General features: G+C 67.6%; 23 protein-coding genes. 12 read left to right on the forward strand and 11 right to left on the reverse strand.

The window, feature by feature from the left end:
- Positions 1-39: 39 nt before the first annotated feature.
- Both HNQ73_RS05220 and HNQ73_RS05225 read right to left on the reverse strand, forming a co-directional pair.
- Entirely contained in the window at positions 40-1743 is a 1704-nt protein-coding gene (locus HNQ73_RS05220; protein WP_183332939.1) for a lysine--tRNA ligase, read from the reverse strand.
- 124 nt (positions 1744-1867) lie between these two features.
- Positions 1868-2686, reverse strand: a complete 819-nt coding sequence (locus HNQ73_RS05225) for a transporter substrate-binding domain-containing protein (protein ID WP_244649893.1) — start codon at positions 2684-2686, stop codon at positions 1868-1870.
- 270 nt (positions 2687-2956) lie between these two features.
- Here HNQ73_RS05225 and HNQ73_RS05230 point away from each other — a divergent pair, with 270 nt between their 5' ends.
- On the forward strand, positions 2957-5044 hold the full coding sequence (locus HNQ73_RS05230) for a glycosyltransferase family 2 protein (protein WP_183332943.1): 2088 nt from the start codon (positions 2957-2959) through the stop codon (positions 5042-5044).
- Between the two features lie 63 nt (positions 5045-5107).
- Here the strand turns inward: HNQ73_RS05230 and HNQ73_RS18225 are convergent, their stop codons facing one another.
- Positions 5108-5383, reverse strand: coding sequence for a hypothetical protein (locus HNQ73_RS18225; protein ID WP_183332944.1), 276 nt, complete (start codon positions 5381-5383; stop codon positions 5108-5110).
- The gene (locus tag HNQ73_RS18230; RefSeq protein ID WP_183332946.1) at positions 5362-7878 is read right to left on the reverse strand and encodes a glycosyltransferase; all 2517 of its coding nucleotides are present in this window, start codon (positions 7876-7878) and stop codon (positions 5362-5364) included. Before HNQ73_RS18230 ends, HNQ73_RS18225 begins: the two co-directional genes overlap by 22 nt.
- 364 nt (positions 7879-8242) lie before the next feature.
- Here HNQ73_RS18230 and HNQ73_RS05245 point away from each other — a divergent pair, with 364 nt between their 5' ends.
- The 8 genes from HNQ73_RS05245 (at position 8243) to HNQ73_RS05280 (ending at position 16015) form a co-directional block, all read left to right on the forward strand.
- Positions 8243-8599 (forward strand): hypothetical protein, encoded by a 357-nt coding sequence (locus HNQ73_RS05245; RefSeq protein WP_183332948.1) that lies wholly within the window; start codon positions 8243-8245, stop codon positions 8597-8599.
- 294 nt (positions 8600-8893) lie between these two features.
- Positions 8894-11764: a monovalent cation/H+ antiporter subunit A gene (locus tag HNQ73_RS05250; RefSeq protein WP_183332950.1), complete on the forward strand. Its 2871-nt coding sequence runs from the start codon at positions 8894-8896 to the stop codon at positions 11762-11764.
- Between the two features lie 2 nt (positions 11765-11766).
- Positions 11767-12135: a Na+/H+ antiporter subunit C gene (locus HNQ73_RS05255; protein WP_183333344.1), complete on the forward strand. Its 369-nt coding sequence runs from the start codon at positions 11767-11769 to the stop codon at positions 12133-12135.
- Positions 12132-13667 carry a monovalent cation/H+ antiporter subunit D gene (locus tag HNQ73_RS05260; RefSeq protein ID WP_183332952.1) on the forward strand — a complete coding sequence of 512 codons (1536 nt, stop codon included), beginning with the start codon at positions 12132-12134 and terminating at the stop codon, positions 13665-13667. The genes HNQ73_RS05255 and HNQ73_RS05260 overlap by 4 nt, the downstream gene beginning before the upstream one ends.
- 3 nt (positions 13668-13670) lie before the next feature.
- A complete protein-coding gene (locus HNQ73_RS05265) occupies positions 13671-14159 on the forward strand; it encodes a Na+/H+ antiporter subunit E (RefSeq protein WP_183332954.1) in 489 nt (162 codons plus the stop codon).
- Positions 14156-14425, forward strand: coding sequence for a K+/H+ antiporter subunit F (locus HNQ73_RS05270; protein ID WP_183332956.1), 270 nt, complete (start codon positions 14156-14158; stop codon positions 14423-14425). Before HNQ73_RS05265 ends, HNQ73_RS05270 begins: the two co-directional genes overlap by 4 nt.
- 21 nt (positions 14426-14446) lie before the next feature.
- On the forward strand, positions 14447-14839 hold the full coding sequence (locus HNQ73_RS05275) for a Na+/H+ antiporter subunit G (RefSeq protein ID WP_183332958.1): 393 nt from the start codon (positions 14447-14449) through the stop codon (positions 14837-14839).
- A gap of 99 nt (positions 14840-14938) precedes the next feature.
- The gene (locus HNQ73_RS05280; RefSeq protein ID WP_183333345.1) at positions 14939-16015 is read left to right on the forward strand and encodes an NAD(P)H-dependent flavin oxidoreductase; all 1077 of its coding nucleotides are present in this window, start codon (positions 14939-14941) and stop codon (positions 16013-16015) included.
- Between the two features lie 12 nt (positions 16016-16027).
- On the opposite strand, the gene guaD is transcribed toward HNQ73_RS05280, so the two are convergent.
- The 4 genes from guaD to HNQ73_RS05300 form a co-directional block, all read right to left on the reverse strand.
- Positions 16028-17347 (reverse strand): guanine deaminase, encoded by a 1320-nt coding sequence (gene guaD, locus HNQ73_RS05285; protein ID WP_244649895.1) that lies wholly within the window; start codon positions 17345-17347, stop codon positions 16028-16030.
- 74 nt (positions 17348-17421) lie between these two features.
- Positions 17422-17889: a DUF1178 family protein gene (locus HNQ73_RS05290; RefSeq protein WP_183332962.1), complete on the reverse strand. Its 468-nt coding sequence runs from the start codon at positions 17887-17889 to the stop codon at positions 17422-17424.
- A gap of 27 nt (positions 17890-17916) precedes the next feature.
- A complete protein-coding gene (grxC, locus tag HNQ73_RS05295) occupies positions 17917-18174 on the reverse strand; it encodes a glutaredoxin 3 (protein WP_183332964.1) in 258 nt (85 codons plus the stop codon).
- A 58-nt stretch (positions 18175-18232) separates the two neighbouring features.
- On the reverse strand, positions 18233-19009 hold the full coding sequence (locus tag HNQ73_RS05300) for a ComF family protein (RefSeq protein ID WP_183332966.1): 777 nt from the start codon (positions 19007-19009) through the stop codon (positions 18233-18235).
- Positions 19010-19078: 69 nt separating this feature from the next.
- Between HNQ73_RS05300 and HNQ73_RS05305 the strand changes: the two genes are divergently transcribed.
- The 3 genes from HNQ73_RS05305 (at position 19079) to HNQ73_RS05315 (ending at position 21729) form a co-directional block, all read left to right on the forward strand.
- Entirely contained in the window at positions 19079-19978 is a 900-nt protein-coding gene (locus HNQ73_RS05305) for a methyltransferase domain-containing protein (protein ID WP_183332968.1), read from the forward strand.
- Positions 19979-20086: 108 nt separating this feature from the next.
- Positions 20087-21244, forward strand: a complete 1158-nt coding sequence (locus tag HNQ73_RS05310; protein ID WP_183332970.1) for an iron-containing alcohol dehydrogenase — start codon at positions 20087-20089, stop codon at positions 21242-21244.
- Positions 21241-21729 (forward strand): acyl-CoA thioesterase, encoded by a 489-nt coding sequence (locus HNQ73_RS05315; RefSeq protein WP_183332972.1) that lies wholly within the window; start codon positions 21241-21243, stop codon positions 21727-21729. Before HNQ73_RS05310 ends, HNQ73_RS05315 begins: the two co-directional genes overlap by 4 nt.
- Before the next feature lie 92 nt (positions 21730-21821).
- On the opposite strand, the gene mutT is transcribed toward HNQ73_RS05315, so the two are convergent.
- The 3 genes from mutT to HNQ73_RS05330 form a co-directional block, all read right to left on the reverse strand.
- Complete coding sequence (gene mutT / locus HNQ73_RS05320) at positions 21822-22220, reverse strand: 8-oxo-dGTP diphosphatase MutT (protein WP_183332974.1); 399 nt, start codon at positions 22218-22220, stop codon at positions 21822-21824.
- A gap of 10 nt (positions 22221-22230) precedes the next feature.
- Positions 22231-23472, reverse strand: coding sequence for a bifunctional glutamate N-acetyltransferase/amino-acid acetyltransferase ArgJ (gene argJ / locus HNQ73_RS05325; protein WP_183332976.1), 1242 nt, complete (start codon positions 23470-23472; stop codon positions 22231-22233).
- A gap of 101 nt (positions 23473-23573) precedes the next feature.
- The gene (locus HNQ73_RS05330) at positions 23574-24479 is read right to left on the reverse strand and encodes a peptidylprolyl isomerase (protein ID WP_244649897.1); all 906 of its coding nucleotides are present in this window, start codon (positions 24477-24479) and stop codon (positions 23574-23576) included.
- Positions 24480-24500: the final 21 nt, after the last annotated feature.

Here is a 24500-nt window from a genome sequence, read left to right on the forward strand (position 1 = left end):
CCGGACCGTCACCCGAAAACGACCCGCGCCGTGGCCGGCTCAGCGCGCCGCCAGGAAGGCCTCGTGCTCGGCCTGAAGCGCGCCGGACAGCGCCTTCCCGATCAGCGCCCGCGTCTCCTTGACGCCGTAGAGGGCGATGAAGGAGCCAAAGCGCGGCCCCCGCTCCTCGCCGAGCAGCACCTGGTAGATGCTGGAGAACCACTGCTGCGAGACGCCAGGGCGCCCGTCGGGGCTCTTCGTCTTGCCGCTGAGGTCCGGGAAGTGCCGGCGGCCAACCTCGTAGACCATTGCCTGCAGCGCGTCGGCATCGGTCGAGCCTTCGAGGGGCGCGAGCTCGTTGTCGAGATCGAGGAGCGCCGCGCGCTCCGCCTCGGTCGGCGGGCGGAAGGTCTTGGCCGGCCGGACGAAGTCGCGGAAATAGTTGATGGCGTAGCCGACGAGCTTGTCGAGCCGCGGATGCGTCTCGGGCGAGGCAGCCGGCGCATAGCGGCGGATGAAGCCCCACAGCACCGCCGGATCCTCAGAATTGGCCACGCCTGCGAGGTTGAGCAGCATGCCGAAGGTGAGCTGCGTCGGCGCTCCAGTGGCACCGGCCGCCTCGACCGTCTCCGGGGGCGGCGGGTTACCGGCATGGATGTGCCAGACCGGATTGCCCAGCCGGTGCTTCCACTCCTGCCGGCCGTATGCGTTGAGGAAACCGAGATAGTCGTCGACGTGACGCGGAATGACGTCGAAGAACAGGCGCTTGGCTTCGCGCGGCTTGTTGTACATGAACAAGGCGAGGCTCTCAGGCGTGCCGTAGCGCAGCCACTCCTCGATGGTGAGGCCGTTGCCCTTGGACTTGGAGATCTTCTGGCCGTTCTCGTCGAGAAAGAGCTCGTAGTTGAAGCCCTCGGGCGGGGTGGCGCCGAGCGCACGGGCAATCTGTCCCGACAGGCGCACGGAATCGATGAGATCCTTGCCCGCCATCTCGTAGTCGACGCCGAGTGCCACCCAGCGCATGGCCCAGTCCGGCTTCCACTGCAGCTTGGCGTGCCCGCCCGTCACCGGCGTCTCGAAACGCTCGCCCGTCTCGGGATCGCGCCAGACGATGGTGGCGCTGTCCTTCTTCACCTCCTCGATCGGCACCTGCATGACGACGCCGGTCTTCGGGTGAATGGGCAGGAAGGGCGAATAGCTCTGCGCCCGCTCCGCCCGCAGACTCGGCAGCATGATCGCCATCACCTCCTCGTAGCGTTCGGCGACCAGGCGCAGCGTGTCATCGAAGCGGCCGGAGGTGTAGCAGTCGGTCGCCGACATGAAGGTGTAGTCAAAGCCGAAGGCGTCGAGGAAGGCGCGCAGGCGCGCATTGTTGTGGTGGCCGAAGCTCTCGTGCGTGCCGAAGGGATCGGGCACCCGCGTCAGCGGCTTGCCGAGATGCTCCTTCAGCATGTCGCGGTTCGGCACGTTGTCCGGCACCTTGCGCAGGCCATCCATGTCGTCGGAGAAGGCGACGAGCCGCGTCGGGATGCGGTCTTCGGTCAGCACGCGGAACGCATGGCGCACCATGGAGGTGCGCGCCACCTCGCCGAAAGTGCCGATGTGCGGCAGGCCGGAGGGGCCGTATCCGGTCTCGAACAGCGCCTCCTTCTTGCCCGAACGCTCCAGCCGCACGACGAGTTTGCGCGCTTCCTCGAACGGCCAGGCAGCCGAGGCTCGGGCAGCCTCGACAAGCGCGGGATCGAGCTGGAGCGGTTGTGTCATGTCACACATCTCTTCAAGAATGAGGGGCACCGGCCGGCGATAACGTTCCGGGGGCGAGGCGGCGGACACTAGGTAGGGCCCCCCGCTGCGTCAACGCGGCATTTCCCGCCAAATCGCGGAAAGGTCAATAGAAGCCCACCGGGAAATAGCGCAGGTAGAGCTCGGCGTAGGTGCCGTTGTCCCACAGACGCTGCAGCGCGTAGTCGAAGGCGCGTCTGAGCACCTTGTCGTCCTTCCGGAACACGAAGCCGACGCCCTCGCCGAAATAGCGGCTCTCCAGATAGGGGCCGCCGACGAAGCGGCAGCAATCGGCGGCCACGCGCCCGTTGAGCCACAGGGCGAGGCTCATCCCGTCCCCGAACAGATAGTCGACCTCACCGGCACGGAGCGCTTCGCGCGCGGCGATGAGATTGGCGTAGGGCTTTGCCTCCGCCTCGGGGAAATGGGTCTTCAGGAAGGCCTCATGCGCCGTTCCCGCAATGACCGCGACCGTGCGTCCGGCGAGAACCTCGGGCCTGAACCGGTCCGGCGCCCTCTCGCGCCGGGCGACGAAGCGGGCCGGCATGCGGTGAAAGGGCGCGGTGACGGCAAAGCCCTCCCGGAGCGATGCGGTGATGGGGATGCCGGCAGCCACCACGTCGCCGTGGCCGGCCTCGAGCGCCGGCAACAGCGTGTCGAAGCGCCGCGCCTGGATGGTGCAGGCAACCGCCAGCACCTCGCAAGCGGCACGCGCGAGCTCGACGGCAAAGCCGGTCGGCACACCGTCGGGACCAGCGAAGTGCAGCGGCGGAAACTCGTCGTCCGTCATGATCCGCACGACCCGCACCCAGGACAGATCCGGCTTCTCGATGCGGGTACGGGTATCCCAGAAATTGGGCACGACCGGACCGGTCCCCCCGGCCGCGACGGCCGGGCCGCCGAGGAAGGGACAGAGGACGAGCAAGCGAAAGAGCAATCCCCGGAACACCCGGCTTCCCCCGGAACCTGTCGCCGATTTTGGTAGTTGTGCGCCAGCCACCCCCTCCCGGCAAGAGGGTGTCGCCGCTTTGCGCGCGCACACGCACTCACCCCACGGGCCAATTTACAAATCAAGAACTGTCGATAATCTTTCCACAGGGGTTGCAGGGAGTAATAGATGATGAATGATGCTATCGCTCCCGACGCCAGCGGGGGAAAACGGAATTTTTTTAAGAACGTCAATCAAGATGTCTGTTTGAACTATACAAGTCTGGACGACGCGGCGGGCACGGACGAATTCGTCTTCCTGCTGCAGTATGGCGTGTCGGCACACGCTCTCACGGAGGCACGTCGCCAGGCATACCGGTGGAACGTATCACCCTTCGAGGCGCTTCTCGCCTCGGGCGCGATCGACGAGGAACGGCTCTATGCCGCCGTCGCCGAGACGATGGGCCTGCCCTTCCTGCACCGCGGCGTGCGCATCGGCGCTGACGCCCGCTTTCCCGAATGTCTGACGGCCGGCATCGTGCCCCTGCGCCCGGACGGGCGGGGTCCGCGCTTTCTCGTCGCCCCGGGCGTGCCGCATCTCGGCCGATTCATGAAGCAGTACGCGCGTTGGCAGAACGCCGGCGTGGCGCTCACGACGCCACGCCTTTTGACCAGACTGGTGATGCGAACCTACCCGCGGCAGATCGCCCATCTCGCCGCCAACGGTCTCGCCGATGCTGCCGCCGCCCTGTCGTATCGAGGGCAGATGAACGGCTTCCAGATCGGCATACTCGCGCTCGCCGCGGGGGTTACGAGTTTTCTCCTCGTCCGGGCACCGACGGCGGCCTTCGGCCTGTTCGCAGCGCTCTGCAGCCTCGTCTTCATAGCCATGGTCATGGTGCGCCTCGCCTGCTGCATGGAGCGGCCGCGACGCCCCCCGGCCCGTATGCCCGCCGACCACGAGCTGCCGATCTATACTGTCATCGTGCCGTTGCACCGGGAGGCGCGGGTCGTGCCGCAGCTTCTCACCGCGCTCATGAGCCTCGACTATCCACCCGCCAAACTCGACATCAAGCTGGTGATCGAGAGCGACGATGCAACGACGGCCGAAGCCCTGCGCGCCCAGACACTGCCACCCTGGTTCGAGATCGTGGTTGCGCCACCCGGCCTGCCGCGGACCAAGCCGCGCGCGCTCAACCTGGCCCTGCAGCTGGCGCGGGGCGAATACACGGTCGTCTACGACGCCGAGGACGTGCCCGAGCCGAAGCAGCTCCGCCTGGCGGCAGCAAGCCTTGCAGCCGCGCCGGAACGTATCGCGTGCCTGCAGGCTCACCTCGCCATCGACAACGTGGATGACAGCCTGCTGACGCGCCTGTTCGCGATCGAGTATGCTGCGCTGTTCGATGTCATCAATCCGGGCCTCGCCGCCTTCAGCCTTCCGGTGCCACTCGGCGGCACGTCCAACCATTTCCGCACGGCGGTGCTGCGCCGTATCCACGCCTGGGATGCATGGAACGTGACCGAGGATGCCGACCTCGGCCTCAGGCTGGCACGCCTCGGATATGCCGTGGCGGATCTGCCGTCGACCACCCACGAGGAGGCCCCCGCCCGCCTGCGCGCCTGGCTCGCCCAGCGGGCGCGGTGGATGAAGGGCTGGATGCAGGTCTGTATCACACACACGCGCGAGCCCCTGACCGCGCTGCGCCAGCTCGGCGCCGACGGCATGCTGGGCGTCACCGCGACGCTGGCTGGCACCGTACTGACAGCGCTCTTCTTCCCCTTATTCCTGATCGCATCGGTACTCTCCCTCACCGATGGCAGCCTGTTCATTGCGGACGGGCTCTTAGGCCGCGCCTTTGCCGCCATCGGCCTCACCCTCTTCATTGCGGGCTGCCTCGCCATGCTCCTGCCCGCGCTCATCGGCCTGAAGCGTCGCAAGCTGCTCCGGCTGGCGCCTTATGCCGCGCTCATGCCACTGTATTTCACGCTGATTTCCGTCGCCACATGGCTGGGCGTGGTCGAACTCGTCCGCAGCCCCTTCCGCTGGAACAAGACGGAGCATGGGCTCGCCCGCACGTCCGAGGCGGCGAGACGCCGATCACATGGCCCGGATACCGTTGCTCCCGCCTCAGAAGCAGCCGGCAATGGCCGTGAGCAGCCAGTCCGCGAAGACGGCCTGAGAAGAATGACTCCAGAAGAAGACCCCTGCCGCCAGGAGCCCGACGCAGAGGCCCGCCGAAACAGTCAGGAGCAGACGCCGCTGCCCGCCGGTCAGCGAGACCTCGTCCGACGCACCCATTCCGCCGTTGAGCCTCGTGCCTTCCACAGCGCTCCTCATCTGCAGCAAACGAGATAGTCAGGATAGCAGGTCGTGCCCCAATGCCCAACCGGGCCAGTGCCCGGGCGCCGTCCGGCTGCGCTAGGGCAGAAGCTCGAGGATTGCGTTGTTGATCTTCCAGCCGTTGTAATGCAGCGGAATGAGCTTGTGGCCTGGCAGCCCGCGGATCCGGCGTGCGGCGGCACCGATATCGAACACGACAATCGGGCGCGCCGACCTTAAAGCCAGCGAGAGCGTATAGGAATACGTCTCCGGCCAGACGGACGGCAGGAAGATGACGTCGATATCGAGGGAATCGATGGTGTCGAGGACGGTGGCGTTGTCATAGGGGCCCGTCACCATGATCCCTGCTTCCACCGCCCTCTCGTCGTTTTCCGTGTAGCCAATGACGACGAACTCGAGGGGCAGGCGGCGCAGCCGGGCATCGGTCGCGCAGTCGAGAAGCTTTTCGAACCCCTTGATCGCGGAGATCGCGCCGAGGACGCCGACACGCAACACGCGGGAACCGGGCCGCGGCCGCTTGAGCAGCGGCATGGGCTCGACATCGTCGTGCGGCCGGATCTGAAAGACGATATCGGGAAAATATCCTCGTCCGGCACGATCACAGACGCCGCCCCCGCCAAAAGCTTGTGATAATCCGCCCGCCACGTCTGGATGTCGGGCACGCCGAACTCCGTTGGATTGGCCTGCAGGCAGGCCTGGCAGGCCCGCTTTCCGGGCTCGCCGCAATAGATTCCCTTCGTGTCTACGAGGTTCACGCGCGGACAGATGCCGAAATAGTCATGCACCACCACCTTCCACGGCCGTTGCAGATGGTTGAGCAGATTGAGCACGCCGATGGCGGGACGCGAACCGAAATCCATGATGTGATGGACGTGAACCTCGGCGATCGCGAGGTCCTCCGCAACACGCTGGAGACGCTGCGGATCGCTGGCGATGCGGATCGCCGACAGCGTCGACGTCCTCGCCGCATGCGTTGCGACGATGTCGAAGCGGTCGTGGACACGCGGATCAGCGACCGCGCGGAAGACGCCGTAGCCCGCGGCCTCCAGGCGCTGGATCTCCTCGCGCACGTGCTGTTCCGTGCCACCGCCGCGCAGATGGCTGATGATCAGCACGTTCCTTTCGAAAGATGCGCGCCTGAGGCGCTCGCGATCGATCCGCTCGCGCGCGGGGCGCATCGGATCGGCTTGGAGAAAGGACTGCACCTGCGTTTGGTAATGCGGATGCCTCTCGTTGATGACCCGCATGGCGCGTTCGACCCGCTCCCGCCGTTGATCCTGGAACGACGTCGCGCCCAGATGGCGGACGAAGACATTGGCGGCAGCGACATTCTTCCATCCGGCATCGATGGCGCGCAGGGAGAAGTCGTTCTCCTCGCCGTAGCCTGTCCCGAAAGCCTCGGCGTCGAACTCGCCGATCTGGTCGATGAGCTTTCGCCTGATGTACATGCAGAAGCCGACGGCGGTCGGCAGCTCGATGACGACCCCCGCGTTCACCGAGGAGGCGATTCGGTCGAGCTCCGCATAGGGCACCTCAAGCGGCCGGTGATTGTCCTCGTTAAAGAAGGGGTAGGAGCAGACCGTCCCGTTGTTCGTCAGGGGCGTCACCGTGCCGGTGCTCTCATCCGCCAACGCGACCTGGCGCAGGCGGTCGATCCAGTTGCCGAACACCTCCGTGTCCGAGTTCAACAGGATGACATCGCGGGTCTGGTGAAGCCTCATCCCCTTGTTGACGGATTTGACGAAGCCTTCGTTCTGCTCGTTCCTGATCAGCCGGATGTAGCCCTTCTTGGCCAGCAGCCGGAGAATGTCCGACAGGTCCGCTTCCGGGGAGCAGTCGTCGATAACGACCACGCGAAAGGACGTTTCATTCTGCGCCGAAAGTACACGGTAGAGGCAGGTGACAGTTTCGCGCTTGCCCCGGTAGACGGGAATGATGACATCGACCGTCTTGCGCGAGGCCCACCTCAGGAGCTGCTGCATCGTGCCCGGCCGCGGCAGGGCCAGGATTTTTCGCAGATCGTGATCGGCATCGTGATCGTCGTCGGGGAAGCGGGTCTCCTCAGGCCGGGGCGGAAGCGGCACACCGCGCCGGCGCTCGGCCTCACCGAAGCGCACGAAATGCTCCAGCGCCGGCATGTTGCTTGCTGCCACATCCGGATTGGCGGCGAGGTAACTGCCTGGGTCGAACATGTCGCTGGCGCTGCGCCCCTCCTGCAGCCCGAAGGCGACGAAATGCCGGAAAGGCTCGCCTCCCCAGTCTGCAATGTCCGGGTTTCTCTTGAGGTAGACGGGATAAGAGAACCAGGGTGTCGGGTTCAGCTGTCGCCAGCGGCCGACGAGCAGGAAATGCAGGAGCGCTTCCGCAACGGCGAGGGAACGCCCCGGAAAATGTCGCTGGTAATAGGCCGGATCGAAAAAGAGGATCGGGGTCACGGTCAGGTTGCCACCAAGCAGATCCCGCCATCCGAGAGCCTGCCCAGTCCGGTCGGGCGACCGATGGAAATGGACGCTGCACAACCAGCCGGCATATTTCTTCAGGATCAGCCCGCTGAGCGAGATGGCGATACCGTGTCCGACAAGCGGCACGTGGTGCAGGAGATTGATCGACAGGAAAACGCCATATCCGACCGCGCCGACGAGCCTGCGGCGGACAAGAAAATAGGTCGATTTCACGTCATGCTCCGCGACGCGGTAGCAGAGAACCTGAAAGGCCTGTGTCAGAAGGCGCCATGCCGCGGCGATCCCTGTCACACAGGCGAAGAAGATGCTGTCGAGATTCGTGAGAAGTTCGTTCCTGTCCGAGTGTCGGCGAATGCCATGTGCCAGCCTGGAAACGATCTGCTGCATCTGAAAAATTCCGCAGTGATGAAATAAAAACCGCGCAACGAACGAAGAAACGAAGTCGCCTGACCCGCAGGGAAACATCCCCGGGATCGCTCTCCTCGACCCGACTGACAAACGACGCAACTGCACCTTCACCGGAAGCCCGACGGATGCGCCTGCCTGCGCTGTGACGGTCGAAGCGCTCTGATGGTATTCGCACCGTCGACAAATTTGACTGGATAGTGGATAGCAAACTACGCCAAGAGACTGCCAAATAACGCAGAGGCACCGGCGGCCGCTGCCCGGAACGGGAAGGTGGTGCTTGCGCGGCCGCCGCTGTGGCGCATGATGCCCGCTGAACGGACGCGTCTGCGATGGAGGCACGACGATGGCGCCACGCCTGCCGGACCTTGCCAAGCGATCGCTGAAAACGGCGCTCGACGATCTCGGCCATGTCATGGAGCGCGTCCATACCCACGCGCTCAAGGAGCGGATGAGCCCGGACGCCTTCCGCGCCACCGTGGCCGGCCTCGGCTTTTCGTCCATGCGCGAGTTCTGCGACCGCACCGGCCTGCCGGAGAGCACCATCGAGAGCTGGCTGCGCTTCGGCCTTTCCCACGATGCGGCCCAGCTGCTGAATGCGCTGATGAGCTACCGCAACCGCGTCAAGGAGGCGATCGAGGCCGCCGACCGCGCCACGAACGCCGGCGTCGCCGACTTCTTCGAGGAGCGGCAGCTGCCCTAAATTCTTGCTGCGCCGCAAAAAACGACGCCGGGCCATGTTGAAGGCTTGACCCGTGCGCAACTGGAATGGCACATCCCCTCTCCGGCATCTTTCCGTGGATTTTCGGCAGGATGACGGCCAGGCTGGAAGTGGCGGGCACTCGCCGGCGAAGCGATTGTCGCGCCTGCCATCGTCCGGCACCGGACGTGCCGTCCATGTCGGAGGGCGCTCACGGCCCGGGGCGAGGCCGGCGGCGCCGGCCCGCAGCGCGGGGATCCGGATGCGGTCAATCGAAGGTGGGAACGACGCACTCGCATGAAACTGGCGCTGATCACCCTGCTACCGTTTCTCGGAGCCGTCTTCCCCGTCTTTTCCATCCGATACGGCCGCAATGCCTGCGCTGCCCTGGCGGGGGCGTTCACGCTCGCCGCACTCGTGCTGCTCCTCGGTGAAGCGCCGGCCGTCTACCGGGGTGAGGTGCCGGCCTGGGGCGTTGACTGGCTCGCGCCGGTCGGCCTGCGCTTCTCCTTCTTCCTCGACGGGCTGGGCCTGTTCTTCGCAACGCTCATCCTCGGCATCGGCCTGCTCATCATCCTCTATGCCCGCTTCTATCTCGACAGCAGGAATCCGATGGGGGTGTTCTACACCTACCTCCTGCTGTTCCAGGGCGCCATGGTCGGCATCGCGCTGTCGAACAACGTCCTGATGATGCTGGTTTTCTGGGAGCTGACCTCGCTCTCGTCCTTCCTGCTCATCGGCTATTGGCGGCACCTGCCCGAGGCGCGCCAGGGCGCACGCATGGCGCTGGCGGTGACCGGTGGCGGCGGGCTCTGCCTCATCGCCGGCATGCTGCTGCTGGGCCACATCGCCGGCAGCTATGAACTCGGCGAGATCCTCGCACGCGGCGAGGTCGTCAAGGCCTCGCCGCTCTACGCGCCGGCGCTGGTGCTGATCCTTCTTGGGGCCTTCACGAAGTCCGCGCAGTTCCCCTTCCACTTCTGGCTGCCGCACGCCATGGCGGCGCCGACGCCCGTGTCGGCCTACCTGCACTCGGCCACCATGGTGAAGGCTGGTGTTTTCCTGCTGGCGCGGCTGTGGCCCGTCCTCGCCGGCACGGACATGTGGTTCATGGTCGTCACCCCGGCTGGCCTCGTGACGATGCTGGTCGGGGCCTGGATCGCGATCTTCAAGGACGATCTCAAGGCCCTGCTCGCCTTCTCCACCGTCAGCCACCTCGGCCTCATGGTGATGCTGCTCGGCTTCGGCACTCACATGGCGGCCGTCGCCTGCGCTTTCCACATCCTCAACCATGCCACCTTCAAGGCCCCGCTCTTCATGAGCGCCGGCATCGTCGACCACGAGGCGCACACCCGCGACATCCGCCGCCTCGGCGGGCTCGTGACGCTGATGCCGATCACGGCGACACTGGCCCTCATCGCCGCCGCCTCCATGGCAGGCATCCCGCTCCTCAACGGCTTCCTCTCGAAGGAGATGATGCTCGAGGAAGCGTCGCACACCGTCTTCGCCGGCACGACCTGGCTGGTGCCGGTGCTCGCGACGCTCGGCGCCCTCCTCTCCGTTGCCTATTCGGCGCGCTTTGCCGTGCGAACCTTCCTCGGCCCCGTGCGGCACGACTATCCGCATCACCCGCACGATCCGCCCTTTGGCATGTGGCTGCCGGTCGCGGTCCTCGTCGTTCCGGTGATCGCCATCGGCATCCTGCCGATGCTCGCCGAGCCGGTCATCACCCGCACGGCGATGGCGATCGTCGGCGGGCCGCTGCCGGAATTCCACCTCGCCCTCTGGCACGGCCTGACGCCCGCTCTTTTTATGAGCCTCGTGGCGATCGCGGGCGGCGCCGCGCTCTTTGCGGCCTTCGATCCGGCCGACCGGCTGCGCCGCTCCCTGCCGCGGCCGGAAGCCAAGCGCCTGTTCGACAGCGTGATCGACGCACTCGTTGCGGTCTGCCGCCGCTTCATCGACGCGTCGCACACCGGCTCGCTGCAGGCCTATGCGGGTGCCACCATCGCAGCGGTCGTCACCGTCGGCCTCGTCGCCTTCTTCGACGCGCCGCACGCGGCGGGCGAGCGGACGCCCATGCCGGTCAACGCGACGGCCATCCTGGCGTGGATCCTCGTGCTCGGCGCGACGCTCGCCGTCATCACCTGCCACGCCAACCGCCTTCTGGCGCTGGTCCTGACGAGCGTCATCGGCCTTGTCGTCTCGCTTTCCTTCCTGACGCTGTCGGCGCCGGATCTCGCCCTGACGCAGATCTCCGTCGAGGTGGTGACGACCATCCTGCTGCTGCTCGCGCTCAACCTCCTGCCGAAGCAGACGGCGCCCGAGAAGGGGCTCGGCATCCACCTGCGCGACGGCGCGGTCGCAATCGTGGCTGGCCTCGGCATCGCCGGCATCGCCTATGCGGTGATGACGCGCGATTTCTCCACCATCTCGGACTTCCACATCGCCCAGTCGAAGCCCGGCGGCGGCGGCACCAACGTGGTGAACGTCACGCTGGTGGACTTCCGCGGCTACGACACCTTCGGCGAGATCATCGTGCTCGGCATCGCCGCCCTCACCATCTTCGCCTTGCTCGACAACGCGCTGCGGGGAGCGGCGGCGCGCCGGCTCGACGCGATGCGCCAGGGCGAGGAGGCGAAGGACGCCCATCCGCTCATCCTCGTCGTCGCCACCCGCGTGCTGCTGCCGCTCGCCCTCACGGTCGCCGTCTACATCTTCCTGCGCGGCCACAACCAGCCGGGCGGCGGCTTCATCGCCGGGCTCATCGTCTCCATCGCTTTCATCATGCAGTACATCGCCAGCGGCTATGCCTTCGCCGCCGAGCGCGCCCGGGTGAATGCCCAGGCGCTGATCGGCGCCGGCGTCATCATCGCGGGCCTCACTGGCATCGGTTCCTGGTTCTTCGACGCCCCGTTCCTGACGAGCACATTCGGTCACCTCCACCTGCCCGTCATCGGCGACGTGGAGCTGGCCTCGGCCATGGGTTTCGACACCGGGGTCTTCCTCACCGTCATCGGCGCCGTGATGCTGTCGCTGTCGCAGATCGCCCGCGTCGAGCAGCGGGCCGAACGCGAGCCCGTGCCGGAGGGCCCGATGGACAACAGGCCGCAGCCCGTGGGCGGCGATGCGCCGGCCCTCACCGCAACCCAGGGAGCGGCCAAATGAGCATGGAGTTTCTGCTGGCCAGCGCCATCGGCGCCCTCACGGCGGGCGGCATCTACATGACGCTGCGGGCCCGCACCTTCCCGGTCATCATCGGGCTGGCGCTGCTGTCCTACGCCGTCAACCTCTTCCTCTTCTCCATGGGCCGCCTGACCATCGACAAGCCACCGATCATCGATCCGTCGGCGACAGACTACACGGACCCGCTGCCGCAGGCCCTGGTGCTGACGGCCATCGTCATCTCCTTCGGCATGACGGCGCTCATCGTCGTCCTCGCTCTGCGCAGCTTCCTCGAAACTGGATCGGATGGCGTCGCCATGGACGACGTCGGCGAGGACGGCCTCGAGGCCCGTGACGGGAAGGCACGCCAATGAGCCACTGGATTGTCGTCCCCACGGTGCTGCCGGCGCTGACCGCCGCCTGCCTCGTGCTCTTCGCCCGCGACAACCTCTTCCTGCAGCGGGTCATCTCCGTCGTCGCGACGGTGGCGCTCGTCGTCCTGACCCTTGGGCTCTACCGGCTCGCGGACGATGGAGAACTGCGCGTCTATCTCCTCAGCAACTGGCCGGCCCCCTTCGGCATCCTGCAGGTGCTCGACCGACTTTCGGCCACCATGCTGCTGCTGACGGCATGCCTTGCCCTCGTCGTCATCGTCTACGCCATCAACGGCTGGGACAGGCGCGGCCGGCACTTTCACCCGCTGTTCCAGTTCCAGCTCCTCGGGCTCAACGGCGCCTTTCTGACCGGCGATTTCTTCAATCTCTTCGTGTTCTTCGAGGTGATGCTGATCGCCTCCTACGGCCTCATGCTGCACGGGGGCGGGCCACGCCGGCTCAAGGCAGGCTTCCAGTACGTCACCATCAACCTCATCGGCTCGACGCTGTTCCTCATCGCCGTCGGCATCATCTACGCCGTCACCGGCACGCTCAACATGGCAGACCTCGCGGTGAAGGCCTCTCAGGTCGCGACGGGTGACGTCGCCCTCCTGCGCACCGGCGCGCTCCTTCTCTTCATGGTCTTCGCACTGAAGGCCGCCATGGTGCCGCTGCACTGGTGGCTGCCCACCACCTATGCCGCCGCCTCGGCGCCGGTCGCCGCGCTCTTTGCCATCATGACCAAGGTCGGCGCCTACTGCATCCTGCGCATGTACGGCCTCGTCTTCGGCCCGGACGCCGGCCCGCTGGCCCTCGTCGCGGAGCCGTGGGTCATCCCGGCCGCCATGGTCACCCTCGCCATTGGCGCCATCGGCGTCCTCGCGAGCCGCAGGCTGCTCGACCTCGCCTGCTTCGCCGCCGTCGCCTCGATGGGAACGCTGCTCATCGCCATCGGCCTGTTCGACGAAGTGGGCGTCACCGCGGCGCTCTACTATCTGGTGCACAGCACCGTGGCCGGGGCCGCGCTCTTCCTGCTGGTGGATCTGATCGCCATCCGGCGCGGCAAGGCGCGCGACACGCTGAGCGCCGCTGCCCCCTTCCCGCGCGACTACGTCTACGGCGCCCTGTTCTTCCTCGCCGCCATCGCCACGGTCGGCCTGCCGCCCCTGTCGGGCTTCCTCGGCAAACTGCTCCTCCTCGACGCCACGATGACGACTCCGCACGCCGCCGCCATCTGGACCGTCGTGCTCGGCTCGAGCTTCCTCATGCTCGTCGGCTTCTCACGGGCGGGCAGCGTCCTCTTCTGGAAGAGCGCCGCCCAGCCGGCGCCGGCCGCGCAGGAGGACGTCCGGCGCCGCGCGGTGCCGACGCTGGCCGCCGCCACGCTCATCGGCGCGACGGTCCTGCTGTCGGTCCTCGCGGCGCCCGTCTCCCGCGCCCTCGGCGAAACGGCGCACCAGGCGCTCGACACGCGCGGGTACGTCGAAGCCGTGATCGGCACCATCAAGACGGCCAGCGTGACGGGACTGTGAGCCATGCGCAAGATCGTCCCCCACCCCATCCTGACGCTGTTTATCACCTTCGTCTGGTTGCTGCTGGCGAACGACGTATCGGCCGGCCATATCGTGCTCGGCCTTGCCCTCGGCATTCTCATCCCCCTCCTCACCAGCGCCTACTGGCCCGATCGGCCCAGGATCAGGGCGCCGCTCGCCATCGTCGAATACGGCCTCGTGGTGCTGTGGGACATCATCGTCTCGAACGTGATGGTGGCGCGCCTCGTCCTCTTCCGCCGCGGGGACAGCCTAAAGTCGACCTTCGTCACCGTGCCGCTCGACATCACCTCGCCCGAGGCCATCACGGCTCTTGCCGGCACCATCACCATGACGCCAGGCACGGTGAGCTGCGACCTGTCCGCCGACGGGCGGGCGCTGCTCGTTCACTGCCTCAACAGCGACGATCCAGCCGCGGACGTCGCGCAGATCAAGACCCGCTACGAGGCTCGGCTGAAGAGGATCTTCGGATGATCACGCTCGCCTGCCAGATCGCGATCGGAGTCATCGGCCTGTCGCTGCTGTTCAACGTCTACCGCCTCGTCGCGGGACCGGATGTGCTCGACCGTATCCTTGCCCTCGATACCATGACGGTGAACGCCATCGCGCTCATCGTCGTCGTCGCCATGTTCTTCGAGGCGCCGGTCTATTTCGAGGCCGCCCTGCTCTTTGCCATGGTCGGCTTCCTCACAACGGTGTCATTCTGCAAGTACCTGCTGCGCGGCAACGTGATCGAATGAAACCCCGCACCGGACGGACCGATGGCCATCGTCGCTGAATTCCTCATCGCCGCCCTCATCCTCGTCGGGGCGTTCTTCCTGCTGGTCGGGTCCTTCGCGCTCGCCAAGCTGCCGGACATGATGCGCCGCCTGCACGGCCCGACCAAGTCGACCACCCTGGGCATCGGCTCCATCCTCATCGCGTCGATGATCTTTGCGGTGGCCGTGCGCGGCAGCCTCTCCCTCCACGAGCTGCTCATCACGCTTTTCATCTTCCTGACGGCACCGGTGACGGCTTTCATGATCTCCAAGGCCCACATCCTGCGCGACAAGCGCGAGCGCGCGAACCTGCCGCCCACCGGCACGACGAATGGCTGGGCGACCCTCGACGCTCCCACCCCGACGGAAGAGCCGGCCCGCGCCGAGTCCAGGTGACGCGCCAGTGATGCGGGCCTGCCATCTCCATAAGAGATGATTGTCATCATCGAAAACCATTTTTCCTGATGGTTCGTCCGGCGCTATCGTTCGTCCGCCCTGAACGAGCGGACTGACCCCATGCAGCGCCTCGACCTCGTCCATCCCGTCATCCAGGCCCCCATGGCCGGCAGCGATACGCCTGCCCTCGTCGCGGCCGTAAGCGAGGCCGGCGGCCTCGGCGTCATCGGCGCCGCCTATCTGTCGCCGCAGCAGATTCGGGAGGCGGCTGCCGCCGTGCGGGCCACAACGGCCCGCCCCTTCGGCATCAACCTCTTCGCCCCCCTGCCGGCACCGGAGCCTCCAGCCGATGCCAACGCCGCGCTCGATGCCGTCGCACCCTTCTGCGAGGAGCTGGCCCTGCCCCGACCGCAGATGCCGGCAGCGCCGGCCGATACTTTCGCCGCGCAGGTGGAGGCGGTGCTGGAGAGCGGCGCCAGCCTCTTCAGCGTTACCTTCGGCCTGCCGGGGCCGGACGTCGTGGCGGCCGTCAAGGCGAAGGGCATGCTGTTCGCTGCGACGGCGACGACCGTGGAGGAAGCAAAGGCCGTGGAAGCGGCCGGCGCCGATCTGGTCGTGGCCCAGGGCAGCGAGGCCGGCGGCCATCGCGGCACCTTCGCCGTGCCCTTCGAGCGCGCCATGATCGGCACAATGGCACTGGTGCCGCAGGTGGTGGACGCCGTTTCGATTCCCGTCGTCGCCTCCGGCGGCATCATGGACGGGCGCGGCATCGCGGCAGCGCTCGCGCTCGGCGCCAGCGCGGTTCAGATGGGGACCGCCTTCCTCGCCTGTGCCGAGGCCGGGATTCCTGAAGCTTACCGCGCGGCCCTGCTGGCGGCGAGGGAAGACGAGACGCAGGTGACACGCGCCTTCTCCGGCCGGCCGGCGCGTGGCATCGCCAACCGCTTCATGACGGCGGTGGAGGCCGGGGGCGCCATTCTCCCCTTCCCGCTGCAGAACGCCCTGACACGGCCGATCCGCACCGCCGCCGCCAGGGCCGGGCGGGCCGATTACCTGTCGCTCTGGGCCGGGCAGGGCGTGCGCCTCGCACGCCGCCAAAGTGCGGCGGAACTCATGGCGCGGCTCGCGGCCGAGACGGCCGAAGCCGTCGCGCAGCTCGCGACACGCAAGGTGTGACCGGACGGGCGCTCAGCTCCTGGCATGAACGAGCCGGCCGGCGGCATAGGTGGCGCGCACGGCCCGGTCGTCGCCGAGCGTCATGAGCACGAACAGCTCCGCCTCGAGGTCGCCGTCGATCCGCGCCATGCGGTTGGCCATGACCGGCGTTGCCCGCGCATCAAGCACGACGAGGTCGGCGAAGGCACCGGGCTCCAGCGTGCCGATCTCGCCCGCAAGGCCGAGGGCCGCGGCATTGCCAGCGGTGGCGAGGTAGAAGGCCTCAAGCGCGCTCCAGTTGTAGCCGAGAAGCTGCTGCACCTTGTAGCCCTCCGCGAGGGTGCGCAGCATCGAGAAGCTCGTGCCGCCGCCGACATCCGTCGCCACCGCGACGCGCATGGCCGGCGTCTCGCTGACGGCCTTCCTCATGTCGAAGAGACCGCTGCCGATAAAAAGGTTGGACGTGGGACAGAAGACGGCGACCGAACCCGTCTCTGCCATGCGGCGGCGCTCGGCCTCGGTGAGGTGGATGCAATGGCCGAAGAGGCTGCGCTCGCCGGTGAGGCCGAACCGGTCGTAGACGTCGAGATAGCCGTCCGCCTCGGGAAAGAGCCGGCGCACCGTCTCGATCTCGGCGCAGTTCTCCGACAGGTGCGTCTGCACGAGAAGGTCTGGATGCTCCCGCCTGAGCGCCCCTGCAGCCGCGAGCTGCCCGGCCGTCGAGGTGATGGCGAAGCGTGGCGTGATGGCGACGCGCTGGCGCCCACGCCCGTGCCAGCGGACGATCAGCGCCTTCGTCTCGTCATAGCCGCGCTGCGCCGTATCCGTGAGGGCCGGCGGCGCGTTTCGGTCCATCATCACCTTGCCGCCGAGCATGCCCATGCCGCGGCGCTCGGCCTCCGCGAAATAGGCGTCGACCGAGACGGGATGGACCGAGCAGAAGGCGAGCGCCGTCGTCGTCCCATTGCGGGCAAGCTCGTCGAAGAAGAATACCGCCTGCTCGGCCGCGTGGGCTGGATCGGCGAAGCGCTGCTCCTCGACAAAAGTATATTTCTCGAGCCATTCGAGCAGCTGCGTCCCATAGGAAGCGATGACCTGTGTCTGCGGGAAATGGATGTGCGGATCGATGAATCCCGGCAGGATGAGCGCATCGGGGTAGTGATCGACTGGCGTGCCGGGCGGCAGGGTCGCGAGCAGCGGGGCCGCCTCGCCGACCGCTGCGATGCGGCCGTCCCGCACCACCACGAGGCCGTCGACGAAATAGCGATAGCTCGCCTCGTCCCCCGCCCCTTGCGGCGGCGCAAGAAAGGTGAGCACGCGGCCGCGCACGGAGCGGAAGGCAGGATCAGCCATGGCTGGAAGCTCCATTGTCGTCGCCGCCCAGATTGATGCCAGCGGACACCGGCGTCAAAGCCGCTCGCAGGGGTTCAGTTGCCCTCTTCCGGCAGGCGCGGCAGCGGCAGAACCTCGATGCCCTCCTCGTGCAGGGCACGCACCTCCTCGAGCGAAGCGCCGCCGTAAATGGCGCGCTCCTCCGTCTCGCCCGCATGCATGCGCCGGGCCTCCTCGGGGAAGCGGTCGCCCACATTCTCGGCGTTCTCCAGGACATGACGGCGCACGGCGCGCAGGAAAGCGCGTATCTGCCGATCCTTTTCGGAGAGGAGGGCTACAGGACCGGACTCGGCGGGCGCGCCCGCCGGCGCGGACGGAAGCGCCGGCTGGTCCCTGTCCGTCCGTTTCACGGCCGGGGCCATGATGGCCTTCGAGACCCGGGCGGAGCCGCAGTGGGGACAGGTGACGAGCCCGCCGGCCGAAAGCTTCTCGTAGGCCGCGCTGTCGGTGAACCAGCTGTCGAATGTATGGTTCTTGTCGCAGACGAGATCGTAGCGGATCATCTCTCGGTCACTCCGGCGCCCGGAGCCTCAAGCCGCGAGCAACGCGTCGAGCTCGCCGCGGGAATCGAGCGCATAGAGATCGTCGCAGCCGCCGACATGCCGCTCGCCGATGAAGATCTGCGGCACGGTGGTGCGTCCGGCCGCCCGCTCGATCATCTCGTCGCGCAGGTCGCTGCGGCCGGTGATCTCGATTTCCTGGAACGCGACACCCTTGCGCTGCAGCAGATCCTTGGCAGCGCTGCAGTAGGGGCACCAGGACTTGGTATAGATGACGACGGAGGCCATCCTTCTCCTGCCTTGTCTTGTGGCGCCGGCTCACGGCGCCCTTGCTGTCATATAGGCGTCAATCCCCGCCGACGACAACTCGCGCGAAGGCGAGGACGTCCACTTGCTGTGCGCCGGCGCGCAGCAGCGCACGGCTGGCAGCATTGGCGGTCGCGCCGGTGGTCAGCACGTCGTCGACGAGGACGACTGTACGGCCCTCCACATGCGCGCGCCTGTCGGCCGGCACGGCGAAGGCACCCTGCAGGTTGCCGGCCCGCTGGAGCCGCGTGAGACCCGTCTGGGGCCGCGTGCGCCTGACGCGGCGCAGCACCTCCGCCTCCCAGGGCACGCCGGTGAGGCGGGAGATAACACGGGCAAGCGCCGCAGCCTGGTTGAACCGGCGCATGAAAAGCCGCATGCGGTGCAGCGGCACCGGCACCAGCACGTCCGCCCCGGCCAGGATCTCGCCGCCCGCACGCACCATCATGCGTCCCATGGCCTCGGCAAGATCCATGCGATCGCCGTATTTCAGCCGGTGCACCATCTCCCGCACGGCGCCGTCGAAACGGGCAACCGCCCGCGCCCGGCCGAAGACCGGCGGCTCGGCGATGGCCGCCGGCGACAGGAGCAGCCCGCCGATATCCACGGCGAAAGGCGTGCCGAGCCGCTCGCAGAACGGTCGCTCGATGAAGGCGATCCCGCTCCAGCAGCGCGGACAGAGCGCATGAGCCTCGGCAGTGGCCGCGCCGCAGGCGACGCAGCGAGGCGGATAGAGAAGATCGGCCAGCTTCGTCCCCGCCCGCCGGACGGAGCGATGGAGGCGGGAAGCGAGAGACGCTTCGGCAACAAGGTTCATCGGTGCCGGGCCGGAATGCTTTGACCTTGCCCGCGCGACGGCCCATAAGGCCGCAACGGATCACGCGCCATGACAAATGCCCCCCAGATCTTCGACCGTCGTCAGCAGCGCCTGCGCCTGACGCGCGCCGGGCGTCTCGGTTATGCCGACTTCCTCCTGACGCGGGTCTGCGACGAGCTTGCCGAACGGATTGCGGCCGTCAAGCGCAGCTTTCCGCGGGCCCTCGACCTCGGCACGCCGCATGGCGGTGCGGCCGCCGCACTCCTGGCGAGCGGGCAGGTCGGGCACGTCCTGCATGCAGCTCCGGTCCGCCCGCTCCTCCCCACCGCGGCCGGGGCGACGGTGGTTGCGGACGAGGAACTCATTCCCTTCGCGCCGAAGAGCTTTGACCTCGTGGTGTCGCTGCTGGCTCTGCAGGGAGTCAACGACCTGCCGGGCTCGCTTGCGCAGATCCGCCGCTGCCTCGTCGACGACGGACTGTTCGTCGGCTGCCTCTTCGGCGGCAGCACGCTGAACGAGCTGCGCACCGCCTTCGCGGCCGCCGAGGCGGAAGTCGAAGGGGGCGTCAGCCCGCGCGTCGCACCCTTCGCGGACCTGCGCGACCTCGGAGGCCTGCTGCAGCGCGCCGGCCTCGCCCTGCCGGTCACGGACGTCGATACGCTGACCGTGCGCTACGACAACGCCTTCGCACTCATGCGCGACCTGAGGGCAATGGGCCTCACCAACACCCTCGTCGAGCGTCGCCGCACACCGCTGCGCCGGGCAACCCTGATACGCGCCGCCGCCATCTATGCGGAGCGCTTCGCCATGGCGGACGGGCGCATTCCGGCGACCTTCGACATCGTCTGGCTGTCCGGCTGGGCACCGCATGAAAGCCAGCGGAAGCCTCTGCGACCGGGCTCGGCGAAGATGCGCCTCGCCGACGCGCTGAAGGGATTTGCGCCGGACAGAAAGGACGAGGGCGCATGAACGCACGGCGGTAAAACCGCCCATGGGTCTTGCCAACGGCCAGCCACTCACGTCTCATGCCCGGGAACCGGCTTTGGAGCAGGTTCCGGCTCGGGACGGGAGGAGGCGATGCATTCCTTCACCTTCAGCACGGCGAAAACGATCGTCTTCGGCGCCGGCAGCATCGCCCAGATCGGCAACATCGCCCTCAGCCATCTGGGCAAACGCGTCATCCTCGTCACCGACCGCGGCATCGTCGACGCGAAGCTGCATGAGGGCGCGCTCGCATCCCTTGCCGCGGCGGGCGTCGCGGTCACCGTCTTCGACGGCGTGACGGCCGACCCGCCAGAGGCCGTGGTGCTCGCCGCCGCGGGCGAGGCCCGCGCCGCGCAGGCGGATGGTGTCATCGGCTTCGGCGGTGGCTCGTCCATGGACGTCGCCAAGCTCGTGGCGCTGCTTGCCCGCAGCGGGGAAGAGCTCTCCTCCGTCTACGGCGTCGGCCAGGCGAAGGGGCCGCGCCTGCCGCTCGTGCTGGTGCCGACGACGGCGGGTACCGGCTCGGAGGTGACGCCGATCTCCATCGTCACCACGGGCGAAGCCGAGAAGAAGGGCGTCGTGTCGCCCGTCCTGCTGCCGGACATCGCACTGCTCGACCCGGAGCTCACCTATGCGCTGCCGCATCACGTGACCGCGGCGACGGGGATCGACGCCATGGTGCACGCCATCGAGGCCTATACCTCGACGAGCGCCAACAACAATCCCGTCTCCCGCCTGCTCGCTAGAGAAGCGCTGAAGCTCCTCGGCGGCGACATCCGTTCGGCCGTGCGCGACGGCACGCACGGGGAGGCACGCGCCAACATGCTGCTCGGCGCCATGTTCGCCGGCCAGGCCTTCGCCAACTCGCCCGTGGCAGCCGTCCACGCCCTCGCCTATCCGGTGGGCGGCCACTATCACGTGCCGCACGGCCTCTCGAACGCCCTCGTGCTGCCGCACGTGCTGCGCTTCAACGCCGAGGCCTGCGGCCCCGCCTATGCCGAGATCGCTCCCTGCGCCTTCCCCTGGCTCGCCGAAGTGCCGGCGGCACGGCGAGCGGAGGCCTTCGCAGAGGCCCTGGAGCACCTGTGCGAGGAGATCGGCCTCGCCCGGCGCCTGCGCGACGTCGGCATACCGCGTGAGGACCTGCCCCGCCTCGCGCGCGACGCCATGAAGCAGACCCGCCTGCTCGTCAACAACCCCCGGCCCCTGAGCGAGGCCGACGCCCTCAGCATCTACGAGGCTGCCTGGTGAACCATCATCCGACGCCCCCCGTCCCGGCCACGGCGCGGCGGACGCGGCCGAGCCGGACCGCCTATCGTCACTTTCACCGCATCGAAACGCGCTGGCATGACAACGACGCCTACGGCCATGTCAACAACGTCACCTACTACGCCTATGTGGACACGGCGGTGAACCGCTTCCTCATCGACAATGGCCTCATCGACATCGCGAGGAGCCCGCACATCTTCCTCGTCGCGGAGACCGGCCTCACCTATTTCGCCAGCGCCGCCTATCCCGACGCGCTCGAGGTCGGGCTCGCCATCTCCCGTCTCGGCCGCTCCTCCGTCACCTATGACGTCGCCGTGTTCCGCACCGGCGAGAACGAGGCGCTGGCGGCCGGCCACTACGTGCACGTTCTTGTCGCGCGCGACAGCCAGAGGCCTGTGGATATCTTGGAAAAGATCCGGACGGCCCTGCTGCCACTCGTCGTCGATGCCAGAAATGACGCCGGCTAATCATCGCAGCCCAGAATCGAAGCCGGAGCCTTTCTGCACCTGGCCTGCGCCGGCAAATGAACCGTGCCGGTCACGCTGCCTGCGGCCGAAGCTCACATCAGCGCCGTCAAATGCGGGATCAACGGCTCATCTGCCGGCGGCATGGGATAGTCGCGCAGGCGGTTCGGCATCACCCACTTGAGCGCCTGTCCCTCGCGCGGCATGACCTGCCCCTCCCAGCGCCGGCAGACATAGAGCGGCATCAGGAGATGGAAAGTCTCGTAGGCGTGGCTCGCGAAGGTCAAGGGCGCAAGGCAGGGCTCGGCCACCGTGATGCCGAGCTCCTCGTGAAGCTCGCGGATCAGCGTTTCCTCCGGCCGCTCGCCGGGCTCCACCTTGCCGCCAGGGAACTCCCACAGCCCGGCGAGCTGCTTGCCCTCGGGCCGCTGGGCGATGAGCACACGCCCGTCCACGTCGAGGAGGGCGCAGGCGGCGACGAGGACGAGCTTCATCGACGGTGCCTCAGGAGCGGTAATCGCCGTTGATGGCGACGTATTCCTTCGTCAGGTCGCAGGTCCACACCGTGGCCTTGCCGCGTCCGAGACCGAGATCGACGCGGATCAGGATCTCGTCGCCTCGCATGTAGGCAGTGGTGAGCGCCTCGTCGTAGGACGGGTCGCGCTCACCCTGGTGCGCCACGCGGATGTCGCCGAAGTAGATGGTGAGCCTGTCGCGCTCGGCTGGCTCGCCCGCCTTGCCGACGGCCATGACGACGCGGCCCCAGTTGGCGTCCTCGCCGGCTACGGCCGTCTTCACCAGCGGCGAGTTGGCGATGGAGAAGGCGATGCGCTTGGCCGAGGCAGCGCTGACCGCTCCCTCGACGGTGACGGTGATGAACTTGCGCGCTCCCTCGCCGTCACGGGCCACCTGCTGGGCAAGATCGAGCAGGAGTTCACCGAGCGCCTTGCGGAAGGCGGCGAGCCGGCGGTCGCCCGCCTCCTCGATGCGCGGGGCGCCACGCCTGGCCGCCGCACCGGTGGCAAACAGCATCAGCGTGTCGGAGGTCGAGGTGTCGCCGTCTACGGTCACCGCATTGAAGGTGGTCTCGACGCCGCGCGCCAGGAGCCGCTGCAGGACCGGCGCGGCAATGGGCGCGTCGGTGACGACGAAGGAGAGCATGGTCGCCATGTCGGGCGCGATCATCCCGGCACCCTTGGCGATGCCGTTGATGGTCACGGGCACGCCGCCGAGATTGACCGTGCGCGTCGCCACCTTGGGAAAGGTGTCGGTTGTCATGATGGCACGCGCGGCTTCGATCCACGGCCCGCCCCCGGCGCGCCTCACACAGTCTTCCAGTACGCCCTCAAACTTCGTCGCATCGAGCGGCTCGCCGATGACGCCGGTGGAGGCGAGGAACACGTCCTCAGGCCGGCAGCCGGCAGCGGCGGCGGCGATCTTCGCCGTCAGGGCCACCGCCTCGCGGCCCTTCGTGCCGGTGAAGGCATTGGCGTTGCCCGAGTTGACGACGAGCGCCCGTGCCGTGCCGGAAGCAAGGTGCTCCCGGCACCAGTCGACCGCGGCCGAAGGGCACTTGGAACGCGTGAAGACGCCCGCCACCGTCGTGCCCTCGTCGAACACCGCCATCAGGACGTCGGTGCGGTTCTTGTAGCGGATGCCGGCCGCGGCGGTCGCGAAGCGCACGCCCTCGATGGCGGGCATGTCGGGCACGATCTTGGGAGCAAGCGGGGAGACGGTGGTGGACATCGGATGCCTCGGGATGCCCTCGTGCAGGGCCGGCGCGGGCGGTGGTGGGGAAGACCTCGCGGACCAACGGCCGGTCCGCGAGGAAGACAGGCCCTATCTGCTCAGTTCTTCTTCGGCTCGGCCGGCTTCTCGCCGGGCTTGGCGCTGTCGGCCTTGTCGAGTCGCTCGATCTTGGCGTCCTTGCGCAGGCCGAGGATGAGATCCTGCTGCGCCTTGCGGGCGAGATAGGCCTCGACCTGCTCCTTCACCTCCTCGAAGGTCGGCAGCGGCTTCACACGCCGGTCCTCGACCTTGATGACGTGCCAGCCGAACTGCGACTTGACGGGAGCGGAGACCTTGCCGGGCTCGAGCGCGAAGGCGGCGTCGGCGAACTCCTTCACCATCCGGTCCTTCGTGAAGTAGCCGAGGTCGCCCCCCTCCTTGGCCGAGCCAGGATCCTTCGACACCTCGCCGGCGACCTTGGCGAAATCCTCCCCCGCCTCGAGCCGCGCGACCACCTTCTTCGCATCCTCCTCGTTCTCGAGGAGGATGTGCCGGGCGCGCACCTCGTCTTCCGGCTTCAGGTTCTTCACCGTCTCGTCGTAGAGCGCGCGGGCGGCCTCGGGCGTCACCGCCTTCTCGACTTCCTTCTGCAGATATTCGTCGAGCAGCACCTTGTCGCGATAATAGGCAACGCGACGCTCGAAATCCGGCGCGGCATCGACCTTGGCGGCCCGGGCCGCTTTGGCGCCGAGCTTCAGGTCGATGACGTAGCCGATCAGATAGTCCCGCCGCTGGGCCTCGGCCATCGCGGGCAGCCGGTCGCCGAGATCCTGCGCCGCGATCTCGAGATCGAGGGCAGTGATGGGCTCGCCATCGACGCGAGCGAGCACCTTCGTCTCATCCGCCGCCTGGCTCTGCGCGGGCGCCGGCTGCGCGGGCGCCGAGGTCTGGGCCACGGCCGCCGCACCCGCGAGGAACGCGGCTCCGGTCAGCAGGACGAGGGCATGCGGGCGAAATCGTTTCATGGATCGGTCCGGCGCGAGCCG

Source organism: Chelatococcus composti (genome assembly GCF_014201415.1).
GTDB lineage: Bacteria > Pseudomonadota > Alphaproteobacteria > Rhizobiales > Beijerinckiaceae > Chelatococcus_A > Chelatococcus_A composti.